Origin of the sequence: Acinetobacter sp. BWR-L5, assembly GCF_039655985.1 — a bacterium.
Classification (GTDB): domain Bacteria; phylum Pseudomonadota; class Gammaproteobacteria; order Pseudomonadales; family Moraxellaceae; genus Acinetobacter; species Acinetobacter johnsonii.
In genome coordinates this window covers 311,574-337,339 of record NZ_JAGFEV010000004.1, presented here as the reverse complement: position 1 = coordinate 337,339, position 25,766 = coordinate 311,574, and the positions used below count along the sequence as shown (strand labels likewise).

Sequence of the window (25,766 nt, the reverse complement as noted above, 5' to 3'; positions counted from 1 at the left end):
TAGACGCGGTGGTGTGATTTGTTCATCCTCCGCGTGTAAGTTCAGTGATGAACTTGCGAATTGGGAGTGTACTTCGCGTAAGTACATAAATCACCGTTAGGAGGTTTTACAATGGCTCTTCTTATCGAAGGCAAAAAACAGATCGTTGCTGAAGTAACTGAAGTTGCTTCTACTGCGTTTGCTGCTGTTGTTGCTGACTACCAAGGTTTAACTGTTGAGCAATTAACTGCTCTTCGTGTTGAAGCTCGTAAGTTAGGTGTTGCTACACGTGTTGTACGTAATACTTTGGCTAAACGCGCTCTTCAAGATACTCCATTCAATATCTTGAACGACAACCTTGTTGGCCCAACAATTTTAGCTTTCTCAACTTCTGCAGATGATATGGGTGCTGCGGCACGCTTATTCGAAGAATTTGCGAAAACTAACAAAGCATTTGAACTTAAAGCTGCTGCATTTGAAGGCAAACTTTATCAAGGCGCAGAAGTTAGCGTTATCGCGAATCTTCCAAACCAAGAGAAAGCGCTTACTATGCTTGCAAATGTTCTTCAAGCTCCTATTTCGAAATTGGGTCGCTTACTTACAGCGCTTCAAGAGAAAAACGAGTCAGAAGCTGCATAAGCTCAAACTTAAACACACATCATTCAATACCCATTTGGAGTTACTCTCATGGCTTTAACAAACGAAGAAATCTTAAACGCAGTTGCTGAAAAAACTGTTCTTGAACTTGTTGAACTTATTTCTGCTTTCGAAGAAAAATTCAACGTATCTGCTGCTGCTGTAGCTGTAGCTGCAGGTCCTGCTGCTGCTGCTGCTGAAGAGCAATCAGAATTCAACGTTGAGTTGACTTCTTTCGGCGCGAACAAAGTAGCTGTGATTAAAGCAGTTCGTGAAATCACTGGTCTTGGCTTGAAAGAAGCTAAAGACATGGTTGAAGGCGCTCCTTCAGTTCTTAAAGAAGCAGTTTCTAAAGAAGAAGCTGAAGAACTTAAGAAAAAACTTGAAGAAACTGGTGCTACTATTACTATTAAGTAATGTTACCAGGGGGGGAATATTAATTTCACCCCAAAAATTGGCTGATGGCTCTTGGGTCATCAGCCTTTTTGCGTTACAATAATCGGCTCGATTTTTGTTTGCTTGGTGGAAAATCCATCAAATTAAAATAAAGAAAAGAATCAAACGCTTACCAATATTTTTCAAATTTAAAAATATTGGTAAGCGTTTCAATACCACTGAAAATTGCAGCATTTGTAAAAAGTGGTGGCCATATCGGCCTGCGTAATTCCTTCTGAGCCCGTTCTGCAGGCGGGCTCGGTTTACTTTCCGAGGACTCCAGATGGCATACTCATATACCGAAAAGAAACGGATCCGTAAGAATTTTGGTAAATTGCCTAGTGTTATGGATGCTCCGTACTTGCTCGCGATTCAAGTCGACTCGTACAGAACATTTTTACAAGATGGCAAATCACCAAAAAACCGCGAAGATATCGGTCTGCAAGCCGCGTTTCGTTCAGTTTTTCCTATAGAAAGTTATTCTGGCAATGCTGCTTTAGAATTTGTTGAGTATAGTCTTGGTAAGCCTGAGTTTGATGTACGCGAATGTATTCTTCGTGGGTCAACTTATGCAGCACCAATGCGCGTAAAAATTCGTTTGATCTTAAAAGATCGCGAAACTAAATCAATTAAAGACGTGCGCGAGCAAGAAGTGTACATGGGTGAAATGCCACTCATGACCGATAACGGTACATTCGTTATTAATGGTACTGAGCGTGTAATCGTATCTCAATTACACCGTTCACCGGGCGTGTTCTTTGACCACGATAAAGGCAAAACTCACTCTAGTGGTAAAGTGCTTTATTCTGCGCGTATTATTCCTTACCGTGGTTCATGGTTAGACTTCGAATTTGACGCAAAAGACCTTGTATTTGTGCGTATTGACCGTCGTCGCAAATTACTCGCGACTGTGGTTCTTCGTGCTTTGGGTTATAACAATGCGCAAATCTTAGACTTGTTCTATGAAAAAGTGCCTGTATACCTAGACATGGGTAGCTACCAGATTGACCTTGTTCCAGAACGCTTGCGTGGCGAAATGGCACAATTTGACATCGTAGACAATGATGGCAAAACCATTGTGGAGCAAGGCAAGCGTATCAATGCGCGTCATGTGCGTCAAATGGAAGCTGCTGGCCTAGAAAAGCTTTCTGTGCCTGATGAGTACTTATACGAGCGTATTACTGCAGAAGACATCCCTCTTAAAGATGGTGATGTGATTGCAGCAAATACCTTACTCAGCCATGAAGTGATGGTGAAATTGGCTGAAGGTGGTGTTAAACAATTTAACATTCTATTCACCAATGACATCGACCGTGGTTCATTCGTTGCAGATACTTTACGTGCCGACACCACGACAGGCCGTGAAGAAGCATTGGTAGAAATCTACAAAGTAATGCGTCCAGGTGAGCCACCAACGAAAGAAGCGGCTGAAAACTTATTCAATAACTTGTTCTTCTCTTCAGAGCGTTATGACCTCTCTCCAGTGGGTCGTATGAAGTTCAACCGTCGTTTGGGTCGTCCTTACGAAGTGGGTACCGATCAGAAGTCTCGTGAAGTTGAAGGCATTTTGTCGAACGAAGATATCACTGATGTACTCAAAACATTGGTTGAAATCCGTAACGGTAAAGGTGAAGTCGATGATATCGACCACTTGGGTAACCGTCGCGTGCGTTCAGTAGGTGAAATGACTGAAAACCAATTCCGTGTTGGTCTAGTTCGTGTAGAACGTGCTGTTAAAGAACGTTTAAGCCAAGCTGAAACAGATAACTTGTCTCCGCAAGATTTGATCAATGCGAAACCAGTGGCTGCTGCAATCAAAGAGTTCTTTGGTTCAAGCCAATTATCTCAGTTCATGGACCAAAACAACCCATTGTCTGAGATTACGCACAAACGTCGTGTATCGGCGCTTGGTCCTGGTGGTTTGACACGTGAGCGTGCGGGCTTTGAGGTACGTGACGTACACCAAACTCACTATGGCCGTGTATGTCCAATTGAAACGCCTGAAGGTCCAAACATTGGTTTGATCAACTCGCTTTCTGTTTATGCGAAATGTAACAATTTCGGTTTCTTAGAAACTCCATACCGTAAAGTGGTTGATGGTCGTGTAACGGATGAAGTTGAGTATTTATCTGCAATTGAAGAAGTAGGTACTGTGATTGCACAGGCCGATTCTGGCGTAGATAAAGACGGTAACTTAACAGAAGAATTTGTTTCTGTACGTCACCAAGGTGATTTCGTACGTATGCCGCCTGAAAAAGTGACGCATATGGACGTTTCTGCACAGCAGGTTGTTTCTGTTGCTGCATCACTAATTCCATTCCTTGAACACGATGACGCCAACCGTGCATTGATGGGTTCAAACATGCAGCGTCAAGCTGTGCCTACATTGATTGCTGACAAACCGCTTGTAGGTACAGGCATGGAAGCAAATGTAGCGCATGACTCTGGTGTGTGTGTGATTGCGGGTCGTGGTGGTCGTATCGAGTTTGTCGATGCTTCACGTGTCGTGATTCGTGTCAACGAAGACGAAATGGTTGCAGGCGAGGCAGGTGTAGATATCTATAACCTGATCAAATATACACGTTCGAACCAAAACACTTGTATTAACCAAAAAGTTCTTGTGAAACTTGGTGATAAAGTCGGTCGTGGTGATGTATTGGCTGACGGTCCATCAACAGATGGCGGTGAGCTTGCACTCGGTCAAAACATGCGCGTTGCGTTCATGACGTGGAATGGTTACAACTATGAAGACTCGATCTTACTTTCAGAGCGCGTACTTCAAGAAGACCGTTTAACGTCAATTCACATTCAAGAATTGTCGTGTGTTGCTCGTGATACGAAGTTAGGCGCAGAAGAAATTACTGCGGATATTCCTAACGTAGGTGAAGCTGCACTGTCTAAGCTTGATGAATCAGGTATCGTATATATCGGTGCTGAAGTGACTGCGGGCGATATCCTTGTAGGTAAAGTAACGCCTAAAGGTGAAACGCAGTTAACACCAGAAGAAAAATTGCTTCGTGCAATCTTCGGTGAAAAAGCAGCTGACGTAAAAGACTCATCTTTACGTGTTCCATCGGGTACGAAAGGTACAGTCATTGACGTTCAAGTGTTTACACGCGATGGTCTTGAAAAAGACGAACGTGCGCAAGCAATTGAAAAAGCTCAGCTTGATTCATACCGTAAAGACTTGAAAGAAGAATACAAAATCTTCGAAGAAGCAGCACGTGAACGTATTGTTCGTTTGTTGACAGGTCAAGAGTCTAACGGTGGTGGTACAACAAAGCGTGGCGATAAGCTTTCTGCAGAGGTATTGTCTGGTTTAGAGTTGGTTGATTTACTTGAAATCCAACCAACAGATGAAGCTATTGCAGAGCGTTTAACTCAAATTCAAGTGTTCTTGAAAGAGAAGAGCTTTGAAATTGATGAGAAATTTGCAGAGAAAAAACGCAAACTTTCTACAGGTGATGAATTAACAACAGGTGTATTGAAAGTTGTTAAGGTTTACTTGGCTGTTAAACGTCGCATCCAACCGGGTGATAAGATGGCGGGTCGTCACGGTAACAAGGGTGTTGTTTCTAACATCTTACCTGTTGAAGACATGCCGCACGATGCTAATGGTGTTCCAGTCGACATCGTATTGAACCCACTGGGTGTACCGTCACGTATGAACGTGGGTCAGATTCTAGAGACTCACTTAGGTATGGCAGCGAAAGGTCTTGGCGAAGAAATCGACAAGATGTTAAAAGCACAACGTACTGTACTTGAGCTTCGTGGCTTCTTAGACAAAATTTATAACAAAGTTGGTGGCGAGCAAGAAGATCTTGATAGCTTAACTGATGATGAAATTTTGGTGCTTTCAGGTAACTTGCGTGCGGGTGTTCCACTTGCAACGCCAGTATTCGATGGTGCTGAAGAATCACAAATTAAAGACTTGTTAGAGCTTGCGAACATTTCACGTACTGGTCAAACAGTATTGTATGATGGTCGTACAGGTGAGCAGTTTGACCGTCCTGTAACTGTAGGTTACATGTACATGTTGAAACTGAACCACTTGGTAGACGACAAGATGCACGCGCGTTCTACTGGTTCTTACTCATTAGTAACTCAACAGCCGCTTGGTGGTAAAGCACAATTCGGTGGTCAGCGTTTCGGTGAGATGGAAGTCTGGGCGCTTGAAGCATATGGCGCAGCTTACACGCTTCAAGAAATGCTTACTGTTAAGTCGGATGACGTTGAAGGTCGTACCCGTATCTATAAGAACATTGTAGATGGTAACCATTATATGGACCCAGGTATGCCTGAATCGTTCAACGTATTGACCAAAGAGATCCGTTCTTTAGGTATCAACATTGAACTGAAAAATGGTGACTAAGTTTCTCCATTGAATCTCCCCAACCTCTCTTGTTCAAAGAGAGGCTTCCTCGAAAGGGAAGCGGGGAGATTTCTCAGTTAAAAAACAATATTTGTGACCCAGTTGTGTAGTGAAAGTCTCCACAACACACGGAGAAAAAAATTGAAAGACTTGCTCGATATCATGCGCAAAAAGACGGATTCAGACGGTCATGCTCCAGTTGAGTTTGATCGCATCCGTATTGGTCTTGCGTCACCAGAAATGATTAAGTCATGGTCTCATGGTGAAGTTAAAAAGCCTGAAACCATTAACTATCGTACGTTCAAACCAGAACGTGATGGTTTATTCTGTGCCAAAATTTTTGGTCCAGTCAAAGATTACGAATGCTTGTGTGGTAAATACAAGCGTATGAAATACAAAGGCGTCATTTGTGAAAAATGTGGCGTTGAAGTAACAACTGCGAAAGTTCGTCGTGAGCGTATGGGTCACATCGAGCTGGCGTCTCCAGTTGCACATATTTGGTTCTTAAAATCACTTCCGAGCCGTATCGGTCTATTATTAGACATGACTTTACGTGATATCGAACGTGTATTGTATTTCGAATCTTACGTAGTAACTGACCCAGGTATGACTCCATTTGAGAAATACCAACTTTTAAACGATGAAGAATACTTCAACGCTTTAGAAGAACACGGTGATGAATTCACTGCGAAAATGGGTGCAGAAGCTGTTCAAGACTTGTTAAAAGACATCGATCTTGAAAACGAAATTTCACGTTTACGTGAAGAAATTCCAAACACAACGTCTGAGACGAAGCTTAAAAAAGCGTCTAAGCGTTTGAAGTTGATGGAAGCGTTTAAAGAGTCAAACAACAAGCCAGAATGGATGGTGATGAATGTACTTCCAGTACTTCCACCAGATCTTCGTCCGTTAGTACCACTTGAAGGTGGTCGTTTCGCGACTTCTGATTTGAACGACCTTTACCGTCGTGTGATCAACCGTAACAACCGTTTGAAGCGTCTTCTTGACCTTGCAGCACCAGACATTATCGTACGTAACGAAAAACGTATGTTACAAGAGTCTGTAGATGCATTGTTAGACAACGGTCGTCGTGGTCGTGCAATCACGGGTTCGAACAAGCGTCCTCTTAAATCTTTGGCTGACATGATCAAAGGTAAACAAGGTCGTTTCCGTCAAAACTTACTTGGTAAGCGTGTTGACTATTCAGGTCGTTCGGTAATTACTGTAGGTCCTACTTTACGTCTGCACCAATGTGGTCTTCCGAAGAAGATGGCACTTGAATTATTCAAGCCATTCATTTTCGCGAAGCTACAAGCATCTGGTCAAGCAACAACCATTAAAGCTGCGAAGAAAATGGTTGAGCGCGAAACTCCAGAAGTTTGGGACGTTCTTGCTCACGTGATTCGTCAACACCCTGTGATGTTGAACCGTGCGCCTACACTTCACCGTTTGGGTCTTCAAGCATTTGAACCGATCCTGATTGAAGGTAAAGCGATCCGTCTTCACCCACTCGTTTGTGCTGCGTTTAACGCCGACTTCGACGGTGACCAAATGGCGGTACACGTACCATTAACACTTGAAGCGCAGTTAGAAGCGCGTGCGTTAATGATGTCGACCAACAACATCTTGTCTCCAGCGAACGGTGAGCCAATCATCGTACCGTCTCAGGACGTTGTCTTAGGCTTGTATTACATCACTCGTGATGCGATCAATGCCAAAGGTGAAGGCATGGTGTTTGCAGATACTCACGAAGTTAACCGTGCACTTGCAACAGGTCAGGTAAATTTACACGCTCGCGTAAAAGCACGTGTACACCAGACTGTGATTGATGAAAATGGTAACCGTGAACAGCAAACAATTGTTGTGGATACAACACCAGGTCGCTGCTTACTTTGGGAAGTTGTGCCAGAAGGTATGGATTTCCAACAAATCAACGTTGAGATGACCAAGAAAAACATCTCTAAATTGATTAACTCTTGCTACCGTAAATTAGGTCTTAAAGATACCGTGATCTTTGCTGACCAATTGATGTACTTAGGTTTCCGTCAAGCGACACGTTCAGGCGTATCGGTAGGTATGGAAGACATGGTGATTCCACCTGCGAAGTACTCAATTATTGAAAAAGCAGAAGTTGAAGTTCGTGAAATTGAGCAACAGTTCGAACAAGGTTTCGTAACTGCTGGCGAACGTTACAACAAAGTTGTCGATATTTGGGCACGTACCAATGACCAAGTAGCGAAAGCGATGATGGACAACTTGTCTTTTACCACTGTTAAAAACAAACAGGGTGAAGATGAGAAGCAAAAATCATTCAACTCGATCTATATGATGTCTGACTCAGGTGCCCGTGGTTCGGCAGCTCAGATTCGTCAGTTAGCGGGTATGCGTGGTTTGATGGCGAAACCAGATGGTTCGATCATTGAAACCCCAATTAAAGCGAACTTCCGTGAAGGTTTGACAGTACTTCAGTACTTCATTTCAACACACGGTGCACGTAAAGGTTTGGCCGATACAGCACTGAAAACAGCAAACTCTGGTTACTTGACACGTCGTCTTGTAGACGTAGCGCAAGACTTGGTAATTACTGAGCCTGACTGTGGTACTTTGGGCGGTCTTGTAATGACTCCGTTCATTCAAGGCGGTGACGTGATCGAGAACTTAGGTACTCGAGTACTTGGCCGTGTTGTTGCTGAAGATGTGAAGAAAGCAGGTTCTGACGACGTTATCCTGCCTCGTAACACTTTGATTGATGAGAAACTTGCAAACTTCCTAGAAGAGCAAGGTGTCGATGAAGTTAAAGTACGTTCAGTGGTTGCGTGTGAATCTACATTCGGTGTATGTGCGAAATGTTATGGTCGTGACCTTGCACGTGGTCATCAGGTGAACCCTGGTGAGTCTGTGGGTGTTATGGCTGCACAATCGATTGGTGAGCCAGGTACACAGTTAACAATGCGTACCTTCCACGTAGGTGGTGCTGCAAGCCGAACTTCTGCTGCAAACAGCGTACAAGTACGTAACAAAGGTACTGTACGTTTCCACAATGTGAAAACAGTACAACATGCCAAAGGTCACTTGGTATCGACTTCTCGTTCAGGCGAAATCGGTATTGCGGATGATTTAGGTCGTGAGCGTGAGCGTTATAAACTGCCATATGGTGCGTCTATCTTGTTGAAAGATGGCGAAGCTGTAGAAGCTGGCGGTATCGTGGCGACTTGGGATCCGCACACCCACCCACTTGTAACAGAAGTTGCAGGTAAAGTACGTTTCAGCCAAATCGCTGATGGCGTCACTGTTACCTCGAAAACTGATGATGCAACAGGTATGACGACGATTGAAATCTTACCTGTGACTGCACGTCCTGCATCTGGTAAAGATTTACGTCCTGCGGTTGTTCTTGATACGACGGATGGTGGTGAGCAGTTCTACTTCCTACCACAAAACACGATTCTTTCTGTCCGTGATGGTGAAACAATTGGTGTGGGTGACGTTATTGGTCGTGTACCTCAAGAAACTTCACGTACGCGTGACATTACCGGTGGTCTACCGCGTGTAGCTGACTTGTTCGAAGCACGTAAACCGAAAGAGCATGCAATTCTTGCTGAAATTTCAGGTGTTGTGAGCTTTGGTAAAGAGACTAAAGGTAAGAACCGTTTAGTAATTACTCCAGATGATGGTTCTGAGATTTACGAAGAACTGATTCCAAAATGGCGTACCATGAACGTGTTCGAAGGCGAACATGTGAACCGTGGTGAGACTGTTTCTGACGGTCCACAGAACCCACATGACATCTTACGCTTGAAAGGCGAAGTTGCGCTGACCAACTACATCGTGAACGAAGTTCAAGACGTTTACCGTCTGCAAGGTGTAAAAATCAACGACAAGCACATTGAAGTGATCGTACGTCAAATGTTGCGTAAAGTTGATATCACTGATGGCGGTGATACAAGCTTCATCAAAGGCGAGCAAGTGGATTACATCCGCGTGATGCAAGAGAACCAAGCTGTTCTTGCGCAAAACAAGTTCCCAGCGAAGTTTGAACGTCAATTGATGGGTATTACCAAAGCGTCGCTTTCTACTGACTCGTTTATCTCTGCTGCATCGTTCCAGGAAACAACACGTGTGTTAACTGAAGCGGCTGTAACAGGTAAAGAAGATGATTTACGTGGCTTGAAAGAGAACGTAGTTGTAGGTCGTTTGATTCCTGCAGGTACTGGTCTTGCGTATCACTTAGAACGTCGTCGTCAAGAAGCTGAAGCTGCAGAGCATGAGCTTGTAAATGACTTCTCTGATGTTGATCAAGCATTAAGCCAAGCATTTAGCGATGAGTTTAACGGTCTGTAATTAGCCCTTTAAATGCATGAAAAAGCCACCTTCGGGTGGCTTTTTTTTGTCCTTTTGTTACAGAAGCGGTTTTAAGCTTTTATAAATTTCACATTTTTCCTATAGTAAAAATATAAGTACACAAATCTCCTTACTTCATTAACGATTAAAAAATAGAGGTGGTTACACATGAAATTGACATCGAAACTATTGGGCTTAAGCATCTTCGCATTTGTGAGCCAAACGATGGCAGCACCGATGCCAAATACCATCACCGTGGAGGATAAGGCGGTTGTACCGATTGTCAAAACACAGATTATTCGCAGTGTCGCGGGTCAAGAGCCTGTGCGAACGACCGAAGCGACTATTTTTGAAGTGAAAAATGGTGGTAAAGATATCGTGGCGCGTGAAGTGGTTCTCGAGGAAAATGCCAGCCAATTTTCAGATAAAAAAATGTCGGCACCGATGGTGCAAAAGGGTAGCGTGATTGTTCCGACATCCAAAGTTGAAGTGAAATCGACCTTGAGTCAAGGTGGTGTAGTCCTTGCAGAAGGTAAGCAAGTTGACGCACAAGGGGTTGAGTTTAAGAAAGGGCAGGAACCCGTACGTAAGGAGCTGAAACTGGATCAAGTGAAAGACCCGAACAGTCAAGAAAGTGTGACGCGTGCGGTGCTCCAAGAAAATGGCACCACCACCAAAGATGTGGTTGTGGTGAAAGAGCCTGAATAAGCTTGAATTGAATGCGGTATGAGGCCCTCTAAGGAGGGCTTCTTGCTTACAAATTTTCAGCAATAGCAGCTGTAACCGTAACATTTCACGGGTTTTAAGTTCATACTGATCTTTTATGCTGTAAGAAATAGCCAATAAGGACAAATCTCATGAAAAAATATATGAGCATTATTGCAGTGGCATCTCTTTCGACGATGCTGTTGGCAGGTTGTGAAAATATGAGCGCTTCTGAGCAACGTATTGGGACAGCGGCTTTAGGCGGTGCAGTAGGTGGTGCTGCGGGGAATAGCCTCGGTGGCGGTGTAGGTGCAGCCGTTGGTGGTGGTGCTGGTGCGGCTGTGGGCAGTAAAGCCCAAGGTGGATCAAACCGTAATGCAACCTACAGTGGTGTTGGCGGTGCGATTGGTTCAGCAGTGGGTAAAAGCGTGTTTGGTGGTAATACTGGCGCTGCCATTGGTGGTGCCATCGGCGGTGGCGCAGGCGCAGCAATTGAAGAACGTAAATAATGTCTTAAGTTCAAATTTCCAAAAAAAAGCACTTCATGGAAGTGCTTTTTTTATAGCTGTGCCGGTTTAGGTTTTTTACGACGGATATATAAAGTCTTTTCCACTGCTGCAATTCGAATGCCAGCTTCATCGTAAATATTTAAGGTATAAATACGATGTACGGGGGCATAGTTGTCGGCCAGTTGTTTCACAGTCGCGATTTCTTGGGCATCGAGGTGAAAGTCTGCATAGACTGTACTTCGCCCTGGGCTGAGAAATTGGATAGAGGCGGCTTTGTCCCAGACAATATACTTATTGCCTAAGTGGTGCATCAGTAGGGTCATATAAAACGGGTCGACCATTGCATATAAGCTCCCGCCAAAATGGACGCCGACAATGTTTCGGTTTTGTCGAGTGAGGGGCATTTTGACGCGAATGTGGTAGTGTTTAAGGTCAAATTTTTCAATTTGAATCCCTGCACCTTTAAAGGGGGCAAAATGATTGAGAAAGTATTTCGCGACAATCGGTTGTGTCACAAGTTTTTTTAAAATGCTCATTTCGGTCAATGGTATCTGATGAACTTCTATCCATACTAGAGAAGATCAAATCAATTGGCATTGATCGTTTTGCCACTAAAGTATAAAAAACAGTCAATAACAATAAGGAGCTGAATATGGAGCAGCAAAGTTACTGGGTACAAACTACAGATCAGCAAAGACTTTATGTGAAAACATGGGGCAATGCGAACAATCCTGTGCTGGTCTTGGTGCATGGCTATCCAGATAATCAAGAGGTCTGGGAGCCTGTGATTGGGCATCTGGTGCAAGAGTATTATATTGTGACCTATGACGTTCGTGGTGCAGGTATGTCGAGTATACCGCGTCATATAAGAGCCTATGCCTTGCCTCAGCTATCGCTAGATTTGGAAAGTGTGGTGAATAGTGTGATCCCACAGCGTAGCTTTCATCTGGTTGCGCATGACTGGGGGTCGATTCAGTCATGGGAGTCCGCGACTGAGCCAAAATTTAGAGAGCGTATGCTGTCATTTACCACCATTTCAGGCCCATGTTTAGACCATGCCGCATTTTGGATGCGTGAACAGTTCAAACAACACAAGCCTCAATTTTTTAAGCAGTTAACGAAGTCTTGGTACATTGCGGCCTTTCAGTTGCCTTTTTTAGCACCAACCGTATGGCAGTTTTTTAGTCCTGAGCATTGGGGCAAAGTTTTATCGCGTTTAGAAGGACGCTCAGACTTACCGCTGAATCATCACATTGCTGCCGATGGTAAACACGGGGTTGCGCTTTACCGAGCTAACTTTATTCCACGCCTGACGAAACCTCGGGAACGCTTTGCAATTTGTCCCGTACTAGCGATTGTGTTGGAGCAAGATCAGTTTGTGAGTCCAGCGTTAATCGATGAAATGCCGAAGTGGGTCGAGGATTTTCAACGGGTGAATATAAATGCCAACCACTGGGCAATCTTGAGCCAGCCTGAGGTAGTTGCTAAAGAAATCAAAAGGTTTGTTCAAAACTGGCGTTGTGTTGAAGCCAGCTGAAATGATCTGTGAAAGAGAAAGGCGCTAGCGACCTGTAAGGGCAGAATTTTTTGGTTATTTTCTGATAAAATGCGCCTTTCTTCCAAGTCACTCTTTTCACTATGTTCGCAATTCTTGCCGCTATTGGGGTCATGTTTGGACTTTCATTAGCTCGTGTGCCTGTAGTATTTGCATTAATTATTGGTGCTGTCACAGGCGGTTTATTGGCTGGTTTAGGGCTACACGGTACCCTCGAAGCATTTAATAATGGGCTTGGGGGCGGCGCAAAAATTGCGTTGGCTTACGGGGTCTTAGGTGCATTTGCTTTGGCTTTGGCACGCTCAGGTTTACCTGACTTGTTGGCCTATAAGCTTATTAAAACATTGAAAGGTTCGAGCAATGAAAAGGCACAAAATCGGGTTAAATATCTGATTTTTATAACCGTCGCGTTAGCAGCCATTTGTTCACAAAACGTCATTCCTGTGCATATTGCGTTTATTCCAGTCCTGATTCCTCCTTTATTAAGTGTGTTTAACCATCTTCAGTTAGACCGTCGACTAATTGCTTGTGTTCTAACCTTTGGCTTGGTTGCCACTTATATGTTGGTACCATTTGGATTTGGTGCGATTTTCCTGAATGACATCTTAGGTCAAAATATTAATACTTTTGGGCAACCCTACGGCTTTAAAATCAACTATGCCGATATTCCTTCAGCAATGGCTATTCCTGTTTCTGGTATGTTTGTCGGTTTATTGGTTGCTGTATTCTTTAGTTACCGTAAGAAACGTGTATACGAAGAAGTACATGTGGAACCAGTGCAGCAAAGTATTTCTTCTGAACTTGATATCACGGGTGAGAAGTCTAAGCCCGAAATTTCAAAGTTTACGTTATCTATGGCCCTTATTGCGGTAGTGGCAACGCTTTGGGTACAAATTGCATCAGATTCCATGATTTTAGCGGGTCTGGTTGGTGTTGCAATTTTGAGCTGTGCGGGCATTTTTAAATGGAAAGAAGCAGATGATGTGATTATTAGCGGTATGCGAATGATGGCATTAGTTGGTTTCATTATGATTGCAGCACAAGGTTTTGCATCTGTTATTTCTGCGACCAATCAAGTGCCAGCATTGGTAGAAGCATCAGTGCAATGGATTGGTTCTAGCCAAGGACTCGCTGCATTTTGGATGCTATTGATTGGCTTACTGATTACTTTAGGAATCGGTTCTTCGTTCTCTACCATTCCAATTTTAGCAATTATTTATGTGCCTTTGTGTATCCAGTTTGGTTTCAGTCCAGCGGCAACCATTGCGATTATTGGTACGGCTGCGGCACTCGGTGATGCGGGTTCTCCAGCTTCTGACTCCACTTTGGGACCGACTTCGGGTTTGAATATGGATGGTCAGCATGATCACATGAAAGACAGTGTGATCCCGACCTTTATTCACTTTAATATTCCACTCATGATTTTCGGTTGGATTGCGGCCATGGTGTTGTAATTAAAAATCCAATGATTATAAAAAGGCGATTTTAAATCGCCTTTTTATTATTTATTCAGATTAAAATAATCGGGTTTATAATGTTAATTCGGATTAAAAAGGTTGGAATTAAAATATATTTATTTTGATTTAATGTTATTAATTTAAAACCAACTAAAACAGTGTATTTAATATTTAAATCAATTTAAAACAATTACTTAAAAATAGCATTTAAAATACATTATTATTATAATTGCATATTAATTACACTCTTGCTTATGATGAGTTAATGTTAATTTTTATATTAATTATTTTACAAACAGAGGTTGTTTGAAATGTTGAAGCAAATTGCTCTAATTACATTAATGGGTCTTTCTGCATCTGCTGCAATGGCAGGTCAATGGCAAGTCAAAGTCGGTGGATCTGCAATTGCGCCAACGCAGGACACGAAAATTGCGAATGGTACATTAACGGTTGAAGCAGATAGCGAACTCGCGTTTACGCCATCGGTTGAATATTTCTTTAATGACAATATTTCTGCAGAGCTGCTATTGGCGACGCCAATTAGCCATGACGTGACAGTAAATGGTAGCAATGCTGTAAAACTTAAGCATTTGCCGCCAACAGTGACTGCAAAATATAACTTTAAAAATTCAACAGGTTTCACGCCTTATATTGGTGTCGGTGCAACAGCATTTATTGCTTGGGATGAAGAAACTTCAGGTGTACTCGCAGGCACTAAAGTTAAAGTCAAAGACGACTACGGCTATGCTGCACAACTTGGTTTTAATTACCAACCTGCTGATGCGAAAAACTGGGGTGTGTTTGTCGATGTTCGCTATGCGGACTTAAACCCAAAAGTTGAAACTGTGGTTGAAAACTTTAAATTAGATATCGATCCAGTGATTTATACCCTCGGTTATAGCTACAAATTTTAATAATCAAAAGTAGCTTTTTTAAGAACCTCATCAATGATGGGGTTTTTTTATGCAAAGACTAAAGTTGAATAGTGGTCAATGCTGAAATAAATCACGATGATTCAGTATTAAAAGAAAATCATCTATAGAATGGATAGAAACAGAATAAGAGAGTTATAAAAATGAAATCTATGCTCGGGATCGGTTTAGTCTGTGGTTTGGCGTGGAGCATGCATGCTCAAGCGGCCAGTTTTAATTGTGATAAAGCGAAAACGACGACGGAGCACGCGATCTGTGAACATCGCCAAATCAATGACGCCGATGTGAAAATGGCCACCACTTATACCATTTTAAAACGCCTTGTTCCGATGGGGACGCGTGGCATGATTCAGGATGAGCAAGTGAAATGGTTGAGTCTCCGTGACCGTTGTGGTGCTTCACAAAGTTGCCTCATGGATGTGTATAAAATGCGCCAGCAGCAGTTAGAACTACATCTAGATCGTATTTACCGTCAGGGCCCATTTTAAAAAAAGGACAAAAAAACTTGCGATTGCTATTGAAAAACGTACCGCTCACTCCAATTCATTAAGCATTCTCTATAAGACTTAATACATTAAGGAGCGATTGATGAGCGAGAAAAACGCACATAAACATAGTTTCCAAGCTGAAGTGGCTCAGCTATTACATTTAGTGACGCACTCACTGTATTCAAATCCTGACATTTTCCTACGTGAATTGATCTCAAATGCGTCCGATGCCTGCGATAAACTGCGTTTTGAAGGCATTAATCATCCTGAATATTATGAAAATGACCCAGACTTACATGTGCGCGTCAGCTTTGATGAAGCCAATCAAACACTGACTATTTCAGATAATGGGATTGGTTTAACTGAACAAGAAGCGATTGATCACTTAGGGACGATTGCTAAGTCTGGAACCAAGGACTTTATGTCTAAGCTCACAGGTGACCAGAAATCAGATGCACAACTGATTGGTCAGTTTGGTGTCGGTTTTTACTCAGGCTTTATTGTGGCTGACAAAATTACCGTAGAATCACGCCGTGCAGGTGTGGATGCTGATCAGGCGGTACGTTGGGTCAGTGCGGGCACGGGTGAGTTCGAAGTCGAGCAGATCCACAAAGACAGCCGTGGTACCGATATTATTTTACATTTACGTGAAGATGCGTTGGACTATTTACAATCGCATAAAGTGAAGCAAATTATTAATAAATACTCGGATCACATTAGCCTGCCGATTGAGATGCAAAAAGAGGTTTGGCAGCAAGAAGAAGCGGTTGAAGGTGAAGAACCAAAACCGGGTCAGTATGTGAAAACGGGTGAGTGGGAAGCGATTAACTCAGCTAGCGCGCTGTGGACACGTAATAAAAATGAAGTGACCGAAGAGCAGTACGTCGAGTTTTATAAGAATCTCAGCCATGATTTTGAAGCCCCTCTGGCATGGGCACATAACCGTGTTGAAGGCAGTACCGAATATACGCAGTTGTTGTATGTACCGAGTAAAGCTGCTGCGAATATCTTTACCCGTGAAGCCAAAGCCGGAATTAAGCTCTATGTAAAACGGGTCTTCATTATGGATGACGCGGATAACTTGATTCCAAATTATTTACGCTTTGTTCAAGGGGTGGTCGATAGTGCCGATTTACCACTGAATGTCAGTCGTGAGCTGTTACAAGAAAGCCGCGATGTGAAAACCATTCGTGAAGGGAATGCACGCCGTGTATTGACCATGCTGGATGCTTTAGCCAAATCGGAAGATGAAAAAGATCAAGAGAAGTTCAAGACCTTCTACCGTGAATTTGGTTCAGTGTTGAAAGAAGGTCTGGGCGAAGACTTGGGTAACCGTGAGCGTATTTTAAAACTTTTACGCTTCTCAACTTCAAACAATGATGCGGTGAGCACTTCTTTGCAGGACTATAAAGCGCGTATGCCTGAGGGGCAAAAAGCGATTTACTATGTGACTGCAGACAGTCTCAATGCTGCGAAGAACTCGCCACAACTTGAGCTGTTTAAGAAAAAAGGAATTGAAGTCTTACTCATGGCAGACCGTGTCGATGAATGGGCAATGGAATTTGTACATGAGTTTGATGGCACACCAATGCAAAACGTGGCCAAAGGTGCAGTCGACTTAGGTGATTTACAAGATGCCGAAGAGAAGAAAGCACTTGAAGCAGCCGCAGAGCAGTTTAAACCTGTGGTTGAAAAACTGTCTGACTCATTGAAAGCCAAGACCAAAGAAGTACGTGTGACCACACGTTTGGTGGATTCACCTGCATGCTTGGTGACAGGTGAGGGAGAGCTTTCACCACAATTGATTCGTATGCTGCAACAAGCGGGTCAGGCTGTACCTGAAAGCAAGCCAATTTTGGAAATTAACCCAGAGCATCCATTGGTGAGAAAATTAGAAAATTCGGCACAGTTTGATGACTTGGCCAATGTAATTTTTGACCAAGCGGTGATTGCTGAAGGCGGCTTACCTGATGATCCTGCCGAATATATCAAACGGATTAACAGCTTATTGCTTCAATAAGCTATTAAATGTTTAAAAAAAGCCTATCGCCAAGATAGGCTTTTTTATGTCAACCCATTGGGTCAAGCACCTTAATATCTGTTGAACGCATCGATTAAATCGGTGGAAAAGAACTTAATGTGGATATCCGTGGATAAGTGAGAACTTATCCACAGTTCAGCTTAAAGATTCACCATGGCCTTAAAATAAAGCTTCAAAACGCACCAAGGCACTGACGTAGTGGCTGCGGTCTTCACGGTGATCGTTAAAATAATTTAAATCGCCTTGGATATAAAACCACTCGCGTAAGAAGGGTTGACGCCATGAGACAAAAGGCCCCCAACGGTTCAAACGCAGGTCGTCGTTGTTGTAGAAACCGCCAGTGTAAATGCCGTAGTTAAAACGATTGCCATGAAAGAATTGGTGTTGTCTAAAGCTATAGTTATCCCAGAGCAGATCATCATCTTGATCGTCTGCATAGGTCAGGCTGAACTGATTGGATAAAAAGGCTTGATTGGGGCGTGCATGGGTCAGCTCTAGGTTGGTACGTAAATAATTTTCACTGTCGATACCATAACGATAAATCTGTTCAGCATAAGCGCGAAAATCATTGTCGAGTTTCCATTCTCTCGATAACTCGATCCGCGCATAAATATCATCCCCTGAACGTACACCCAAGTCGAAATCGGTTTCAAAAGGCAGACGATCTGACAGTTGAGACCATCTTAAAGCCAGTGAGCTATTGGCATCACGGGTTTGGCGGCGGTCAAATGTTTTATCGTTATTCGCACTTGGTGGATTTTCATTGGTAATCGCGACATTGTTTTGTAGTTCGTTATCTAAAGAATCATCCCCAAACACGACACTGAGTTTATGTTCTAAGGTTGGAAGTTTGACTCGACCCCGAATACGTGGTTTTAAATCATATTCATCATGTTTATTCCAGCGGTTATCGACCAAGACCCGTAAGGTGGCTGTAGCCGGTTTTTTAGGATCGGTTTCACCAAACCAATTGTCCATTTTGGCGGCTGTTCGGTCTGCCCAGTTTCGAACTTCTTTTTGCTGGCGGTCGACCCACGTGCGTTCTTCAGTGAGGTCTGTCGTGGGCACAATCAGCTCGTTCGATTCTTCAGGTAGAACGGTTGGAAGTGAGTCGATCCACTGCGGAATTTGGTATAAAAGTCCATTACCTTTGGGGGGAGATGCGATTTTGTCAATTTCAGCCACGTCGTGAGGTGGCACAAAATGTTGTGTGCTGTTGGTATTGCTTTCCGCCCAAGCCACGTTGACGTATGCACCTAAACTTAGGCAGAAAAATAAAGAGATAGATCCCACATGTTGAGTTCTTAGCATGCTTTCGTACTTTATTGTTCTTCGATGTTTTAGTGTTGTAAATTTCACATAAGAACACAAGTAGAAAATACAAAACTCTACAACTCGCTACTCAGTTGTTTTTGAATAGAATCAAATAATTGAAACACAGTAATAGGTTCAGGCAAAGTAGAAATGGTATTTTGAATCAGCTGCCAGCTGACGCCGTGCTGTCGGTCTAAGACCAAGCATGGATAGGCGATCTCAGTACGTGAGAGTTCAACCCGCTTTTGGCCATGAATCACTCGAATTTTTTGTCGCTCTTTTAACACTAAAATGGGGGTATTTACGTCTGCGGAGCTTTCTTCAAACTGGATGAATTTACGGCTATTGAGTAGATCGGCCAGAATAAAGGGGTGATAGTCCTCAATATGCCATACCAGTTTGGCTTGTTGGGTATACAACTGAAAAATCGAAAACAGATCCTGCATGTGATCCTGTAGCTGGTTCCATTCAATTTCGCGGAGGGCTGCGAGTTGATGCTGACCACTCTGGGCAAATTGTTGGCTCAGCCGAATGGCTTCCGTAGGACTCTCAGCACCGAATAGAGCCAGATATCTAATAAACCTTCCGTGCTGATTAGTCTGTTCTGCCAAATAGATGGGATAGTCCAAGCAGTGATCGAGTTGGTCGCTGTGGATCAGAAACTCGATATTTTGATTGATCTCAATGTGCCCTGAAATGTCGAGGCCATACAGCTTAGGGTCTAAATTTGGTTGATGCAACGTGTGCAATTGCGCTTGATATTGCCCCAAATGAATCTGTGTGGGCAGTATAGGTTGCGGCGCAGCAAGTGCCATTGTTTCTGAGTTGTCTGTATGGCTGTCCTGCACAGCAGGGCATGGTGCTGTCGTCTCACTTTCAAGTGGATTTTGATGATGAGGTACAAATGAAATGTCTGTGAGTTGTGGTTCAGCTAAGATCGATCGCCTTTGGAGAAAGTCCTGAATGGCAAGTGTTGAAATAGATGCACTTGGCTTAAGGTCAAATCGAATGGGTGCAACGGCATCGATTATAGGCTCTTCCTGAGGTGGATATAGCTCATCACTTAAAAGAGGTAGATTGCTGAGAATCGAATAATTTTTTAGTAACACTTCGGGTTGAAGATCTAAATCTGTTTGTACAATATCGACCTGATTTTCAGGTTCCTTATCTCGTTTGATACTTGGCTCAATAGCATTAATAGAGATCACTTCTTCTCCAGTGCTTTGTTTAAAAGAGCTGAGTTCCGTTTCTTCAATTTGAGTTGCATTTGGGCTGCTGTCAAATGTAGGTTGTATTTCAGTTTCGACTTGAAGCTCTGCTTCAACCTTAGATAAAACTAGACCAGAATCTGGGCTGACTTCGGTGAGCAATGACTCAGAATCTTGGGGCTGTTTAGCCAATGTATCATCACCTATAGCAATGTTTAAAAGCTCAATACCCGTGAGAACAAAAGCATTGCTAACCACATTGTCCTGTGCCTGCCCGATGGCAGTTTTTTCATCCAATATTGTTGCAACAGGGATGATAAACTGATTTTTTGCAACTTCTGCAACTTCTGCAACTTCTGCAACTTCTGCAACTTCTGCAACTTCTGCAACTTCTGCAACTTCTTCGGATATTTCTGGTGTTGTAATAAAAGGTACGTTCTCGGGCTGTTGAGCGCTTTGTACATGGCTCAAAAACCATTGGTAAGCGTGTTCAAACTTTAAGTGCCATGGGCTGCTATACAGTGTAGGTGGGGTGCTTTGAAAAGCAATTTGCCAACCTAAACCTGATTTATATAAAACACCCCATGCGAAAGCCGCCTGCTGTTTTAAGGCATCGGTTAAAGCAGACTCATATTGAAATAGTCCAATATAGGCATGCTGGTAGGGGCTTTGCTGTATCCAGCGTTCAGCCGCCGCTTGAGGCTGAGTCAATGCCTTATACGCTTCGAGTTGTTTTTGAAAAATGGGTTCATCACAGAGTGCAAAGATTTCACGAATGCGTTTTTTCGAGCGCGCAATTTCAAAAAAAGACAGAGGTTGATGTTCCAAACCATCAATCAATTGATGTAGTTCTTTGATCAGCAGTGCTTTTTCGATTGCTTTCATGCGCTGAACTCTAAAGTTGTTTTTGTGCTTGTTCCAAGTAGCTTGCTAAAACCATATTGATGGCCAGTTCAAGTAATTTATATTCGGCTGAAGTCGGTTGCGTATACTGCTGTGCAAACGCAATCAATTGATCAAGGTCAATGGCTTGGGGTGTAATACGACCTTGGATGAGGGCTTGTAAATTTTGCATAGGCATGTGCTATTGAGTGCATTTAATTTATTGGTTTTGGAATTCGGACTTCTTGTTTGATCATAATTAGAAAAGAATAAATAGGCAAAAATTATTCTGCTCTCGATACGAGAAAAGGGTGGTGAAAAATGTAGATAATTTCGATTTCAGCACAGATTGAATTAAATATTTTTGCCCTAGAGGGTTCATAGTTGAAATTTTTTGTCAGTTCTTTGCAATTTTGGGCAAAAAAATAGGCAATCAATATTGCCTATTTTTGACCAAGTCAGCGCAAATTACGCTTCTTGATGTGGTGCAGCCGCAAGAGCATCAGCCGTTGCCGTTTGAGTATCTGCTGGTTTTTTTACAGGAAAATCTGGAACAAAAACAACTTGTGCAGAAACAGTTGCAGAAAGAGCCATTACAGCGACAGCCAAAGCATATTTAACAGCGTTCATGATATTTCCTCTAAAAAGGAGGTCTCACTAAGGAGACTGGGAGTTTTAAAAAGATAAATTTCGCATGAATAATATCAAAAAATGATCGATTTAAGCGCTGGTTTAGACCAGTAAAAGATGAATGGTGAGTTCATTTGTTGTTAAAAAACAATAAATTAGAATAAATACTCTAGTCTATTGTAGAGTTTTTACTTCAGGGCTAAGCTATTTGAATTTAAAGTGAAAATTTAGATTTTCAAGTTTGAAAGGAAGCTTGAAAGTAGGTCTTTTTTGTCTGAAATGAGACCTGAAAAAGGACGTAGAGTTACATGATTAGTTGTTTAAATATTCACCATTTTGAAGTCTTTTGATTGTGCATACTGTGTAAGTTTTTGCTGTGGAATGTTTAAGTCATCTATTTTTGATTAAAAATTCATCTAAGATGAACAGGCAAAACAACAATAGCTGAGGACAAGTAGATGGCCATTGCAAAAGTGGTAGAAGTCAATTCAAGCAGTGCGAAAAGTTTTGAAGATGCGATTCAGACAGGCATCGCAAAAGTCACCGAGACGGTGAAGAATGTTCAAGGTGCTTGGATCAATGAACAAAAAGTGGTGATTAAGGATAATCAAATTGTAGAATATCGAGTTAATCTTAAAATTAGTTTCTTGGTCGATTAAACACAAGTCCATTTTTTTATAACCTATAAAAAATCCCCGCAGATCGGGGATTTTCTTATCTATGGATAGGGCTCAGTTAAGCTCTGAATCCAGTATCCTTATGATTGTTTCGGTGTTTCACAAGACTCATCTGAACACTGTGCCGCATTATTTTCTTCTGCTGGCATTTGTGCTTTTTCAAGGACTTGTAAGAATACTTCACGCGGCTGCGCACCCGCTAAAGCCACACGTTGATCGAAAACAAAGAAAGGCACGCCTGTTACTTTCAGTTGTTCACGTGCCACTTCTTGGTCAAACTTCACGAAATCTGCGTATTCGTCAGAATCCAGCACATCATCTACTTCAACTGGGTTTAAACCAATACGAGAGGCCACATCTTCAATGGTTTCACGTTCACCAATCGGTAAGCCTTGCGTCATATAACTAAAGAAAAAGGCTTCTTTAGCTTCATTGCCTAAACCGTGGCTTTGAGCAAGGTGGATAATACGATGTGCATTGAAACTGTTGCCTGAGTTGGCATTTTCCCAGTTAAATTCAATGCCTTCTTCCGCAGCCATTTTGGCAATATTACGTTGCATCTCTTCAACTTCAGCCACTGTGCGGCCATATTTTAGTGCGAGACGTTCTGAGTTTGAAATTTCTTGGCGTACTGGTGCATCTGGATCCAGTTCAAAACTGTGCCAGTGCACTTCCAATTCCACACCAGCTTGTTCAGCCGCCGCTTCTAAACGTTTTTTGCCAATATAACAAAAAGGACAAACAACATCTGACCAAATATCTACACGCATGCGATTTCTCAAAAATAGTAAAAAGAGCAATTAAGGAAATGATGGGGATGAGTTATAAAATTTAAAGCAGGCCCATTAAAAAAAGCGGTTTCGCTATGGATTCAATCAGTTGAATCTTCTGGGCTTGACCGCTTATCTGACAACTACGCAACACAAAGATCGAAAAATATACAATAGGGTGAAGACGCTCAGTTTGAGCATGTCTTTTATATCTCTTATTGTTTGGGATTGTTTTATGAAATTTTTAAATTCTCTTCCCGTTTTTTGTTACGCTCTTCTTTTTATGCCGACTTTGTTGCAAGCCAATGGTGAGATTGTAAGTCTACCGACTTTTAAAACCATGGCGGAATCAGAGCTACGTGCTGAAACGGGCGTGATTCCTTATCAACAGGATGAAAATATTCGTAAAGCCTTGCAGCACCGTATCGTTCAGTTGCAGGATGATGCACAGTCTTTTGTGGTCGATCCGACTATCACTCAAAACATCGATATTTTGCCCCCTGCGGTCACCGCAGATCTAAATTCTGTGCCACCTTTGTTACGTGAGCATGTCTTGAACATTGCCGCTGGTTTGCAGTCGTCTAATCCAACTGAAGGTTTGTATATCATGTTGCAGCCGTTTGGCATTGACCGTAATGCGACCAATGTACAAATTGCCCGTGAACAAATTTCGATTGGGCAGATTGATCGGAATTTTATACAAGGGATTCAACAGAATAGCCAGCAACCAAGAATAGCTCCAGCGAAATAATACTTCCTAATTCTATCGCCAGTACATTCCTCATCAACTTGGGGAAGGTACGGTCTTAGCATCCTCAAAGATCGATAACATGTTGAAATATTGATCATGTGCCTTTATTTGCTATGATGAAAAAAAGTGAAGAGGAAGCTGAACATGCGACGTATCGTGTTGATTTTAGTTCTTGCGACCAGTGCCGTTTTTGGTTGGATGTTTTATCAGTATTCTCAGCAACAAAAAGAGCAGCAGCAGCTACAAAGCTATGAAACGGTGCTGTATGAAAAGACCGAACAAATCTACAAACAAGCTCAAGATTGGACCACACCGATTCAAGTCGATGTAAAAGACCCACGTTTGACAGGTGACTATCAAATTATGGCGGAGTTTGTGCTCAGTCATATGCTGCAAAATGCCGAAGCGCGTAATCAATATCTGCGAGATTTAAAAGCCTTAAATTGGGATCAATTTTTAAATATCGACCGATTAAGCAAAGACAAAAAGAACAATTATGCTGAAACGGAGCAAATGCTGAAAGACGTACATGCCGTTGTTGAGAGCTATGCACAGCAGGTTGAACAACGTCAAAAAGATGCCATTGCTCAGGCCAAAGATTTAGCAATATCTTCGCGGTTCCGCCATCAACTGACTGACAGCATGAAAGCCAGTGAAAAAAGCCATGAAGCTACCCGCCTGTTTAGTCTTGAACAGCAGAATTTAGCCAAAGCGGATCAAATTTTCTTGGTGCTGAAAAATAACCAATGGGAAAAGAAAAATAACACCTTTATGTTTTATGAAGATGCACCACTACAGCAGTTTAATGCGCTGTATAAAGAGATTTTGGCATTGAATAGCCAAATGCAGCAGGTCGAAAAACAGACCCAAAAAGAGGTGGAACAGAAGTTATAACACCGTGCAAAGATGACAGTCTTGTAAGCGGACTGTCATCTGTTGTTCAAAATTGGCTGCTAGAGTAAAAGCATCACAACGATGACGACTTTTCAGTGCAGGCAGGTGAGTCATGAGAACCATACACGTTTTTGATGATATTCAGCATGTGTATAGTGAGTTTGTAGAAAATAAAAACTATCCAAAATTAGAACGTTTAAGCAACTGGGGGAAGAATCGTTTTTTCTTCAACCAATATTTCAAAATGATCGAAGACTGGCACCACACCGAACAAATCGTGATTCAGTTTAACCAACAGTATTTCAGTCTAGATACGGGCAGCGCGCCTGACTTTATGGACAAAGAAAAGTATATGGCTTGGTTGATGGGCGAACTCTTAATTTAAATCTTTCACAAAACAGCACAGCGCCTGATTCGTTCTAGGCGCTGTGCTTTTATTGTCTTAATCAAAAATTTTATCGGCCGCTTGGAAGGGTAGACTGACCACATCAATTGCGACGGCAAAAGGCAGTAACACTAATTTTTCAAAAGGATTCATACCCGACTTCGATTTATAACTTTCCTCTTGATGGGTATAAATGCTCACCTGATAAGGTTTACTCAAGGCTTTTAACGAGGCTAAATTGTTCGCCGCAGGATAGACTACACCTGCCAGTTTGATCTCGAAACAGAAACGCTGTGCAAACATGCGTTCATCACTGGAACTTGAACATTCCTTCGCGCCATTTTCAATAAAAAATTCCAGATCTTTCTTACTGATGTCTTCTTTGAGCTTCACATAAGACAGTGGCAGTGTCCCTGTAAAATGACCATCATTCTTTTCTGAGTAGAAGCTCAGTTCTCGGGTCACTTGAATATTTTTCGGTTCCAGTTTCCCAATCAAGCTGACAAATTGAGGTCCACCTTGGGTAAGGACATAACTTTTTTGTTGCCCCGCAATCACTAAACTATGCGCAGGTAAATTCGGCAGAGGCTGAGCAGGTTTGCCAAAAGCCACCACTTGGTCTTCAATCAAGGTGACTTTGTTGGTACGGGTATAGGTTTTATTGTCTTTGGTCATCAGGGTTTTTGTGGCACAGCCTGTGAATAATGTCCCCATGACGCCTAAGCAAATGATGGTTTTTAAAGGTGATGCAAACATCGATAGACTCCGAATCATTTGAAATATAGCTAAGCTGAATTTTTATTGT

22 protein-coding genes are annotated in these 25,766 nt (G+C 42.5%); 15 read left to right on the top strand and 7 right to left on the bottom strand.

Annotated features, from left to right (window positions below; all coding sequences use genetic code 11):
- The first annotated feature begins 111 nt into the window (after positions 1-111).
- The 6 genes from rplJ (at position 112) to JZ787_RS09435 (ending at position 10,977) form a co-directional block, all read left to right on the top strand.
- The gene (gene rplJ / locus JZ787_RS09460; protein ID WP_010325732.1) at positions 112-618 is read left to right on the top strand and encodes a 50S ribosomal protein L10; all 507 of its coding nucleotides are present in this window, start codon (positions 112-114) and stop codon (positions 616-618) included.
- A gap of 48 nt (positions 619-666) precedes the next feature.
- Entirely contained in the window at positions 667-1,032 is a 366-nt protein-coding gene (gene rplL, locus JZ787_RS09455) for a 50S ribosomal protein L7/L12 (RefSeq protein WP_004692767.1), read from the top strand.
- Positions 1,033-1,333: 301 nt separating this feature from the next.
- Positions 1,334-5,422, top strand: coding sequence for a DNA-directed RNA polymerase subunit beta (rpoB, locus tag JZ787_RS09450; protein WP_168159389.1), 4,089 nt, complete (start codon positions 1,334-1,336; stop codon positions 5,420-5,422).
- A gap of 141 nt (positions 5,423-5,563) precedes the next feature.
- Entirely contained in the window at positions 5,564-9,763 is a 4,200-nt protein-coding gene (gene rpoC / locus JZ787_RS09445) for a DNA-directed RNA polymerase subunit beta' (protein ID WP_010325734.1), read from the top strand.
- Positions 9,764-9,931: 168 nt separating this feature from the next.
- A complete protein-coding gene (locus JZ787_RS09440) occupies positions 9,932-10,471 on the top strand; it encodes a hypothetical protein (RefSeq protein WP_218288810.1) in 540 nt (179 codons plus the stop codon).
- A gap of 149 nt (positions 10,472-10,620) precedes the next feature.
- Positions 10,621-10,977, top strand: coding sequence for a DNA transfer protein p32 (locus JZ787_RS09435; protein ID WP_058868762.1), 357 nt, complete (start codon positions 10,621-10,623; stop codon positions 10,975-10,977).
- Positions 10,978-11,027: 50 nt separating this feature from the next.
- Here JZ787_RS09435 and JZ787_RS09430 read toward each other — a convergent pair whose 3' ends face one another.
- Positions 11,028-11,513: a DUF4442 domain-containing protein gene (locus JZ787_RS09430; protein WP_004692760.1), complete on the bottom strand. Its 486-nt coding sequence runs from the start codon at positions 11,511-11,513 to the stop codon at positions 11,028-11,030.
- Positions 11,514-11,629: 116 nt separating this feature from the next.
- On the opposite strand from JZ787_RS09430, the gene JZ787_RS09425 reads away from it, so the two are divergent.
- The 5 genes from JZ787_RS09425 (at position 11,630) to htpG (ending at position 17,429) form a co-directional block, all read left to right on the top strand.
- Positions 11,630-12,514 carry an alpha/beta fold hydrolase gene (locus JZ787_RS09425; protein WP_346312184.1) on the top strand — a complete coding sequence of 295 codons (885 nt, stop codon included), beginning with the start codon at positions 11,630-11,632 and terminating at the stop codon, positions 12,512-12,514.
- A gap of 101 nt (positions 12,515-12,615) precedes the next feature.
- Positions 12,616-13,986: a Na+/H+ antiporter NhaC family protein gene (locus JZ787_RS09420; protein WP_058868765.1), complete on the top strand. Its 1,371-nt coding sequence runs from the start codon at positions 12,616-12,618 to the stop codon at positions 13,984-13,986.
- Positions 13,987-14,300: 314 nt separating this feature from the next.
- Positions 14,301-14,903 carry an OmpW family outer membrane protein gene (locus JZ787_RS09415; protein ID WP_201953338.1) on the top strand — a complete coding sequence of 201 codons (603 nt, stop codon included), beginning with the start codon at positions 14,301-14,303 and terminating at the stop codon, positions 14,901-14,903.
- Positions 14,904-15,064: 161 nt separating this feature from the next.
- Complete coding sequence (locus JZ787_RS09410; RefSeq protein ID WP_087011149.1) at positions 15,065-15,409, top strand: lysozyme inhibitor LprI family protein; 345 nt, start codon at positions 15,065-15,067, stop codon at positions 15,407-15,409.
- A 100-nt stretch (positions 15,410-15,509) separates the two neighbouring features.
- A complete protein-coding gene (gene htpG / locus JZ787_RS09405) occupies positions 15,510-17,429 on the top strand; it encodes a molecular chaperone HtpG (RefSeq protein WP_346312183.1) in 1,920 nt (639 codons plus the stop codon).
- Positions 17,430-17,609: 180 nt separating this feature from the next.
- Here the strand turns inward: htpG and JZ787_RS09400 are convergent, their stop codons facing one another.
- The 4 genes from JZ787_RS09400 to JZ787_RS09385 form a co-directional block, all read right to left on the bottom strand.
- Positions 17,610-18,761 carry a hypothetical protein gene (locus tag JZ787_RS09400; protein WP_346312182.1) on the bottom strand — a complete coding sequence of 384 codons (1,152 nt, stop codon included), beginning with the start codon at positions 18,759-18,761 and terminating at the stop codon, positions 17,610-17,612.
- A gap of 77 nt (positions 18,762-18,838) precedes the next feature.
- Positions 18,839-20,857 carry a hypothetical protein gene (locus JZ787_RS09395; RefSeq protein ID WP_346312181.1) on the bottom strand — a complete coding sequence of 673 codons (2,019 nt, stop codon included), beginning with the start codon at positions 20,855-20,857 and terminating at the stop codon, positions 18,839-18,841.
- A 10-nt stretch (positions 20,858-20,867) separates the two neighbouring features.
- Positions 20,868-21,047, bottom strand: coding sequence for a hypothetical protein (locus JZ787_RS09390; protein ID WP_017397192.1), 180 nt, complete (start codon positions 21,045-21,047; stop codon positions 20,868-20,870).
- A 275-nt stretch (positions 21,048-21,322) separates the two neighbouring features.
- Positions 21,323-21,484, bottom strand: coding sequence for a hypothetical protein (locus JZ787_RS09385; RefSeq protein WP_346312180.1), 162 nt, complete (start codon positions 21,482-21,484; stop codon positions 21,323-21,325).
- Between the two features lie 458 nt (positions 21,485-21,942).
- Between JZ787_RS09385 and JZ787_RS09380 the strand changes: the two genes are divergently transcribed.
- Positions 21,943-22,143, top strand: a complete 201-nt coding sequence (locus JZ787_RS09380; protein ID WP_004978694.1) for a dodecin family protein — start codon at positions 21,943-21,945, stop codon at positions 22,141-22,143.
- 98 nt (positions 22,144-22,241) lie between these two features.
- Here the strand turns inward: JZ787_RS09380 and JZ787_RS09375 are convergent, their stop codons facing one another.
- On the bottom strand, positions 22,242-22,931 hold the full coding sequence (locus tag JZ787_RS09375; protein WP_168159377.1) for a DsbA family oxidoreductase: 690 nt from the start codon (positions 22,929-22,931) through the stop codon (positions 22,242-22,244).
- A 235-nt stretch (positions 22,932-23,166) separates the two neighbouring features.
- Between JZ787_RS09375 and JZ787_RS09370 the strand changes: the two genes are divergently transcribed.
- The 3 genes from JZ787_RS09370 to JZ787_RS09360 all read left to right on the top strand — a co-directional run bounded on the left by JZ787_RS09370 (position 23,167) and on the right by JZ787_RS09360 (position 24,961).
- Complete coding sequence (locus JZ787_RS09370) at positions 23,167-23,682, top strand: hypothetical protein (protein ID WP_346312179.1); 516 nt, start codon at positions 23,167-23,169, stop codon at positions 23,680-23,682.
- A gap of 144 nt (positions 23,683-23,826) precedes the next feature.
- Positions 23,827-24,576 carry a hypothetical protein gene (locus tag JZ787_RS09365; protein WP_184117845.1) on the top strand — a complete coding sequence of 250 codons (750 nt, stop codon included), beginning with the start codon at positions 23,827-23,829 and terminating at the stop codon, positions 24,574-24,576.
- Between the two features lie 112 nt (positions 24,577-24,688).
- The gene (locus tag JZ787_RS09360) at positions 24,689-24,961 is read left to right on the top strand and encodes a hypothetical protein (RefSeq protein WP_005400961.1); all 273 of its coding nucleotides are present in this window, start codon (positions 24,689-24,691) and stop codon (positions 24,959-24,961) included.
- 57 nt (positions 24,962-25,018) lie between these two features.
- Here the strand turns inward: JZ787_RS09360 and JZ787_RS09355 are convergent, their stop codons facing one another.
- Positions 25,019-25,717 carry a hypothetical protein gene (locus JZ787_RS09355; RefSeq protein ID WP_058868774.1) on the bottom strand — a complete coding sequence of 233 codons (699 nt, stop codon included), beginning with the start codon at positions 25,715-25,717 and terminating at the stop codon, positions 25,019-25,021.
- Positions 25,718-25,766: the final 49 nt, after the last annotated feature.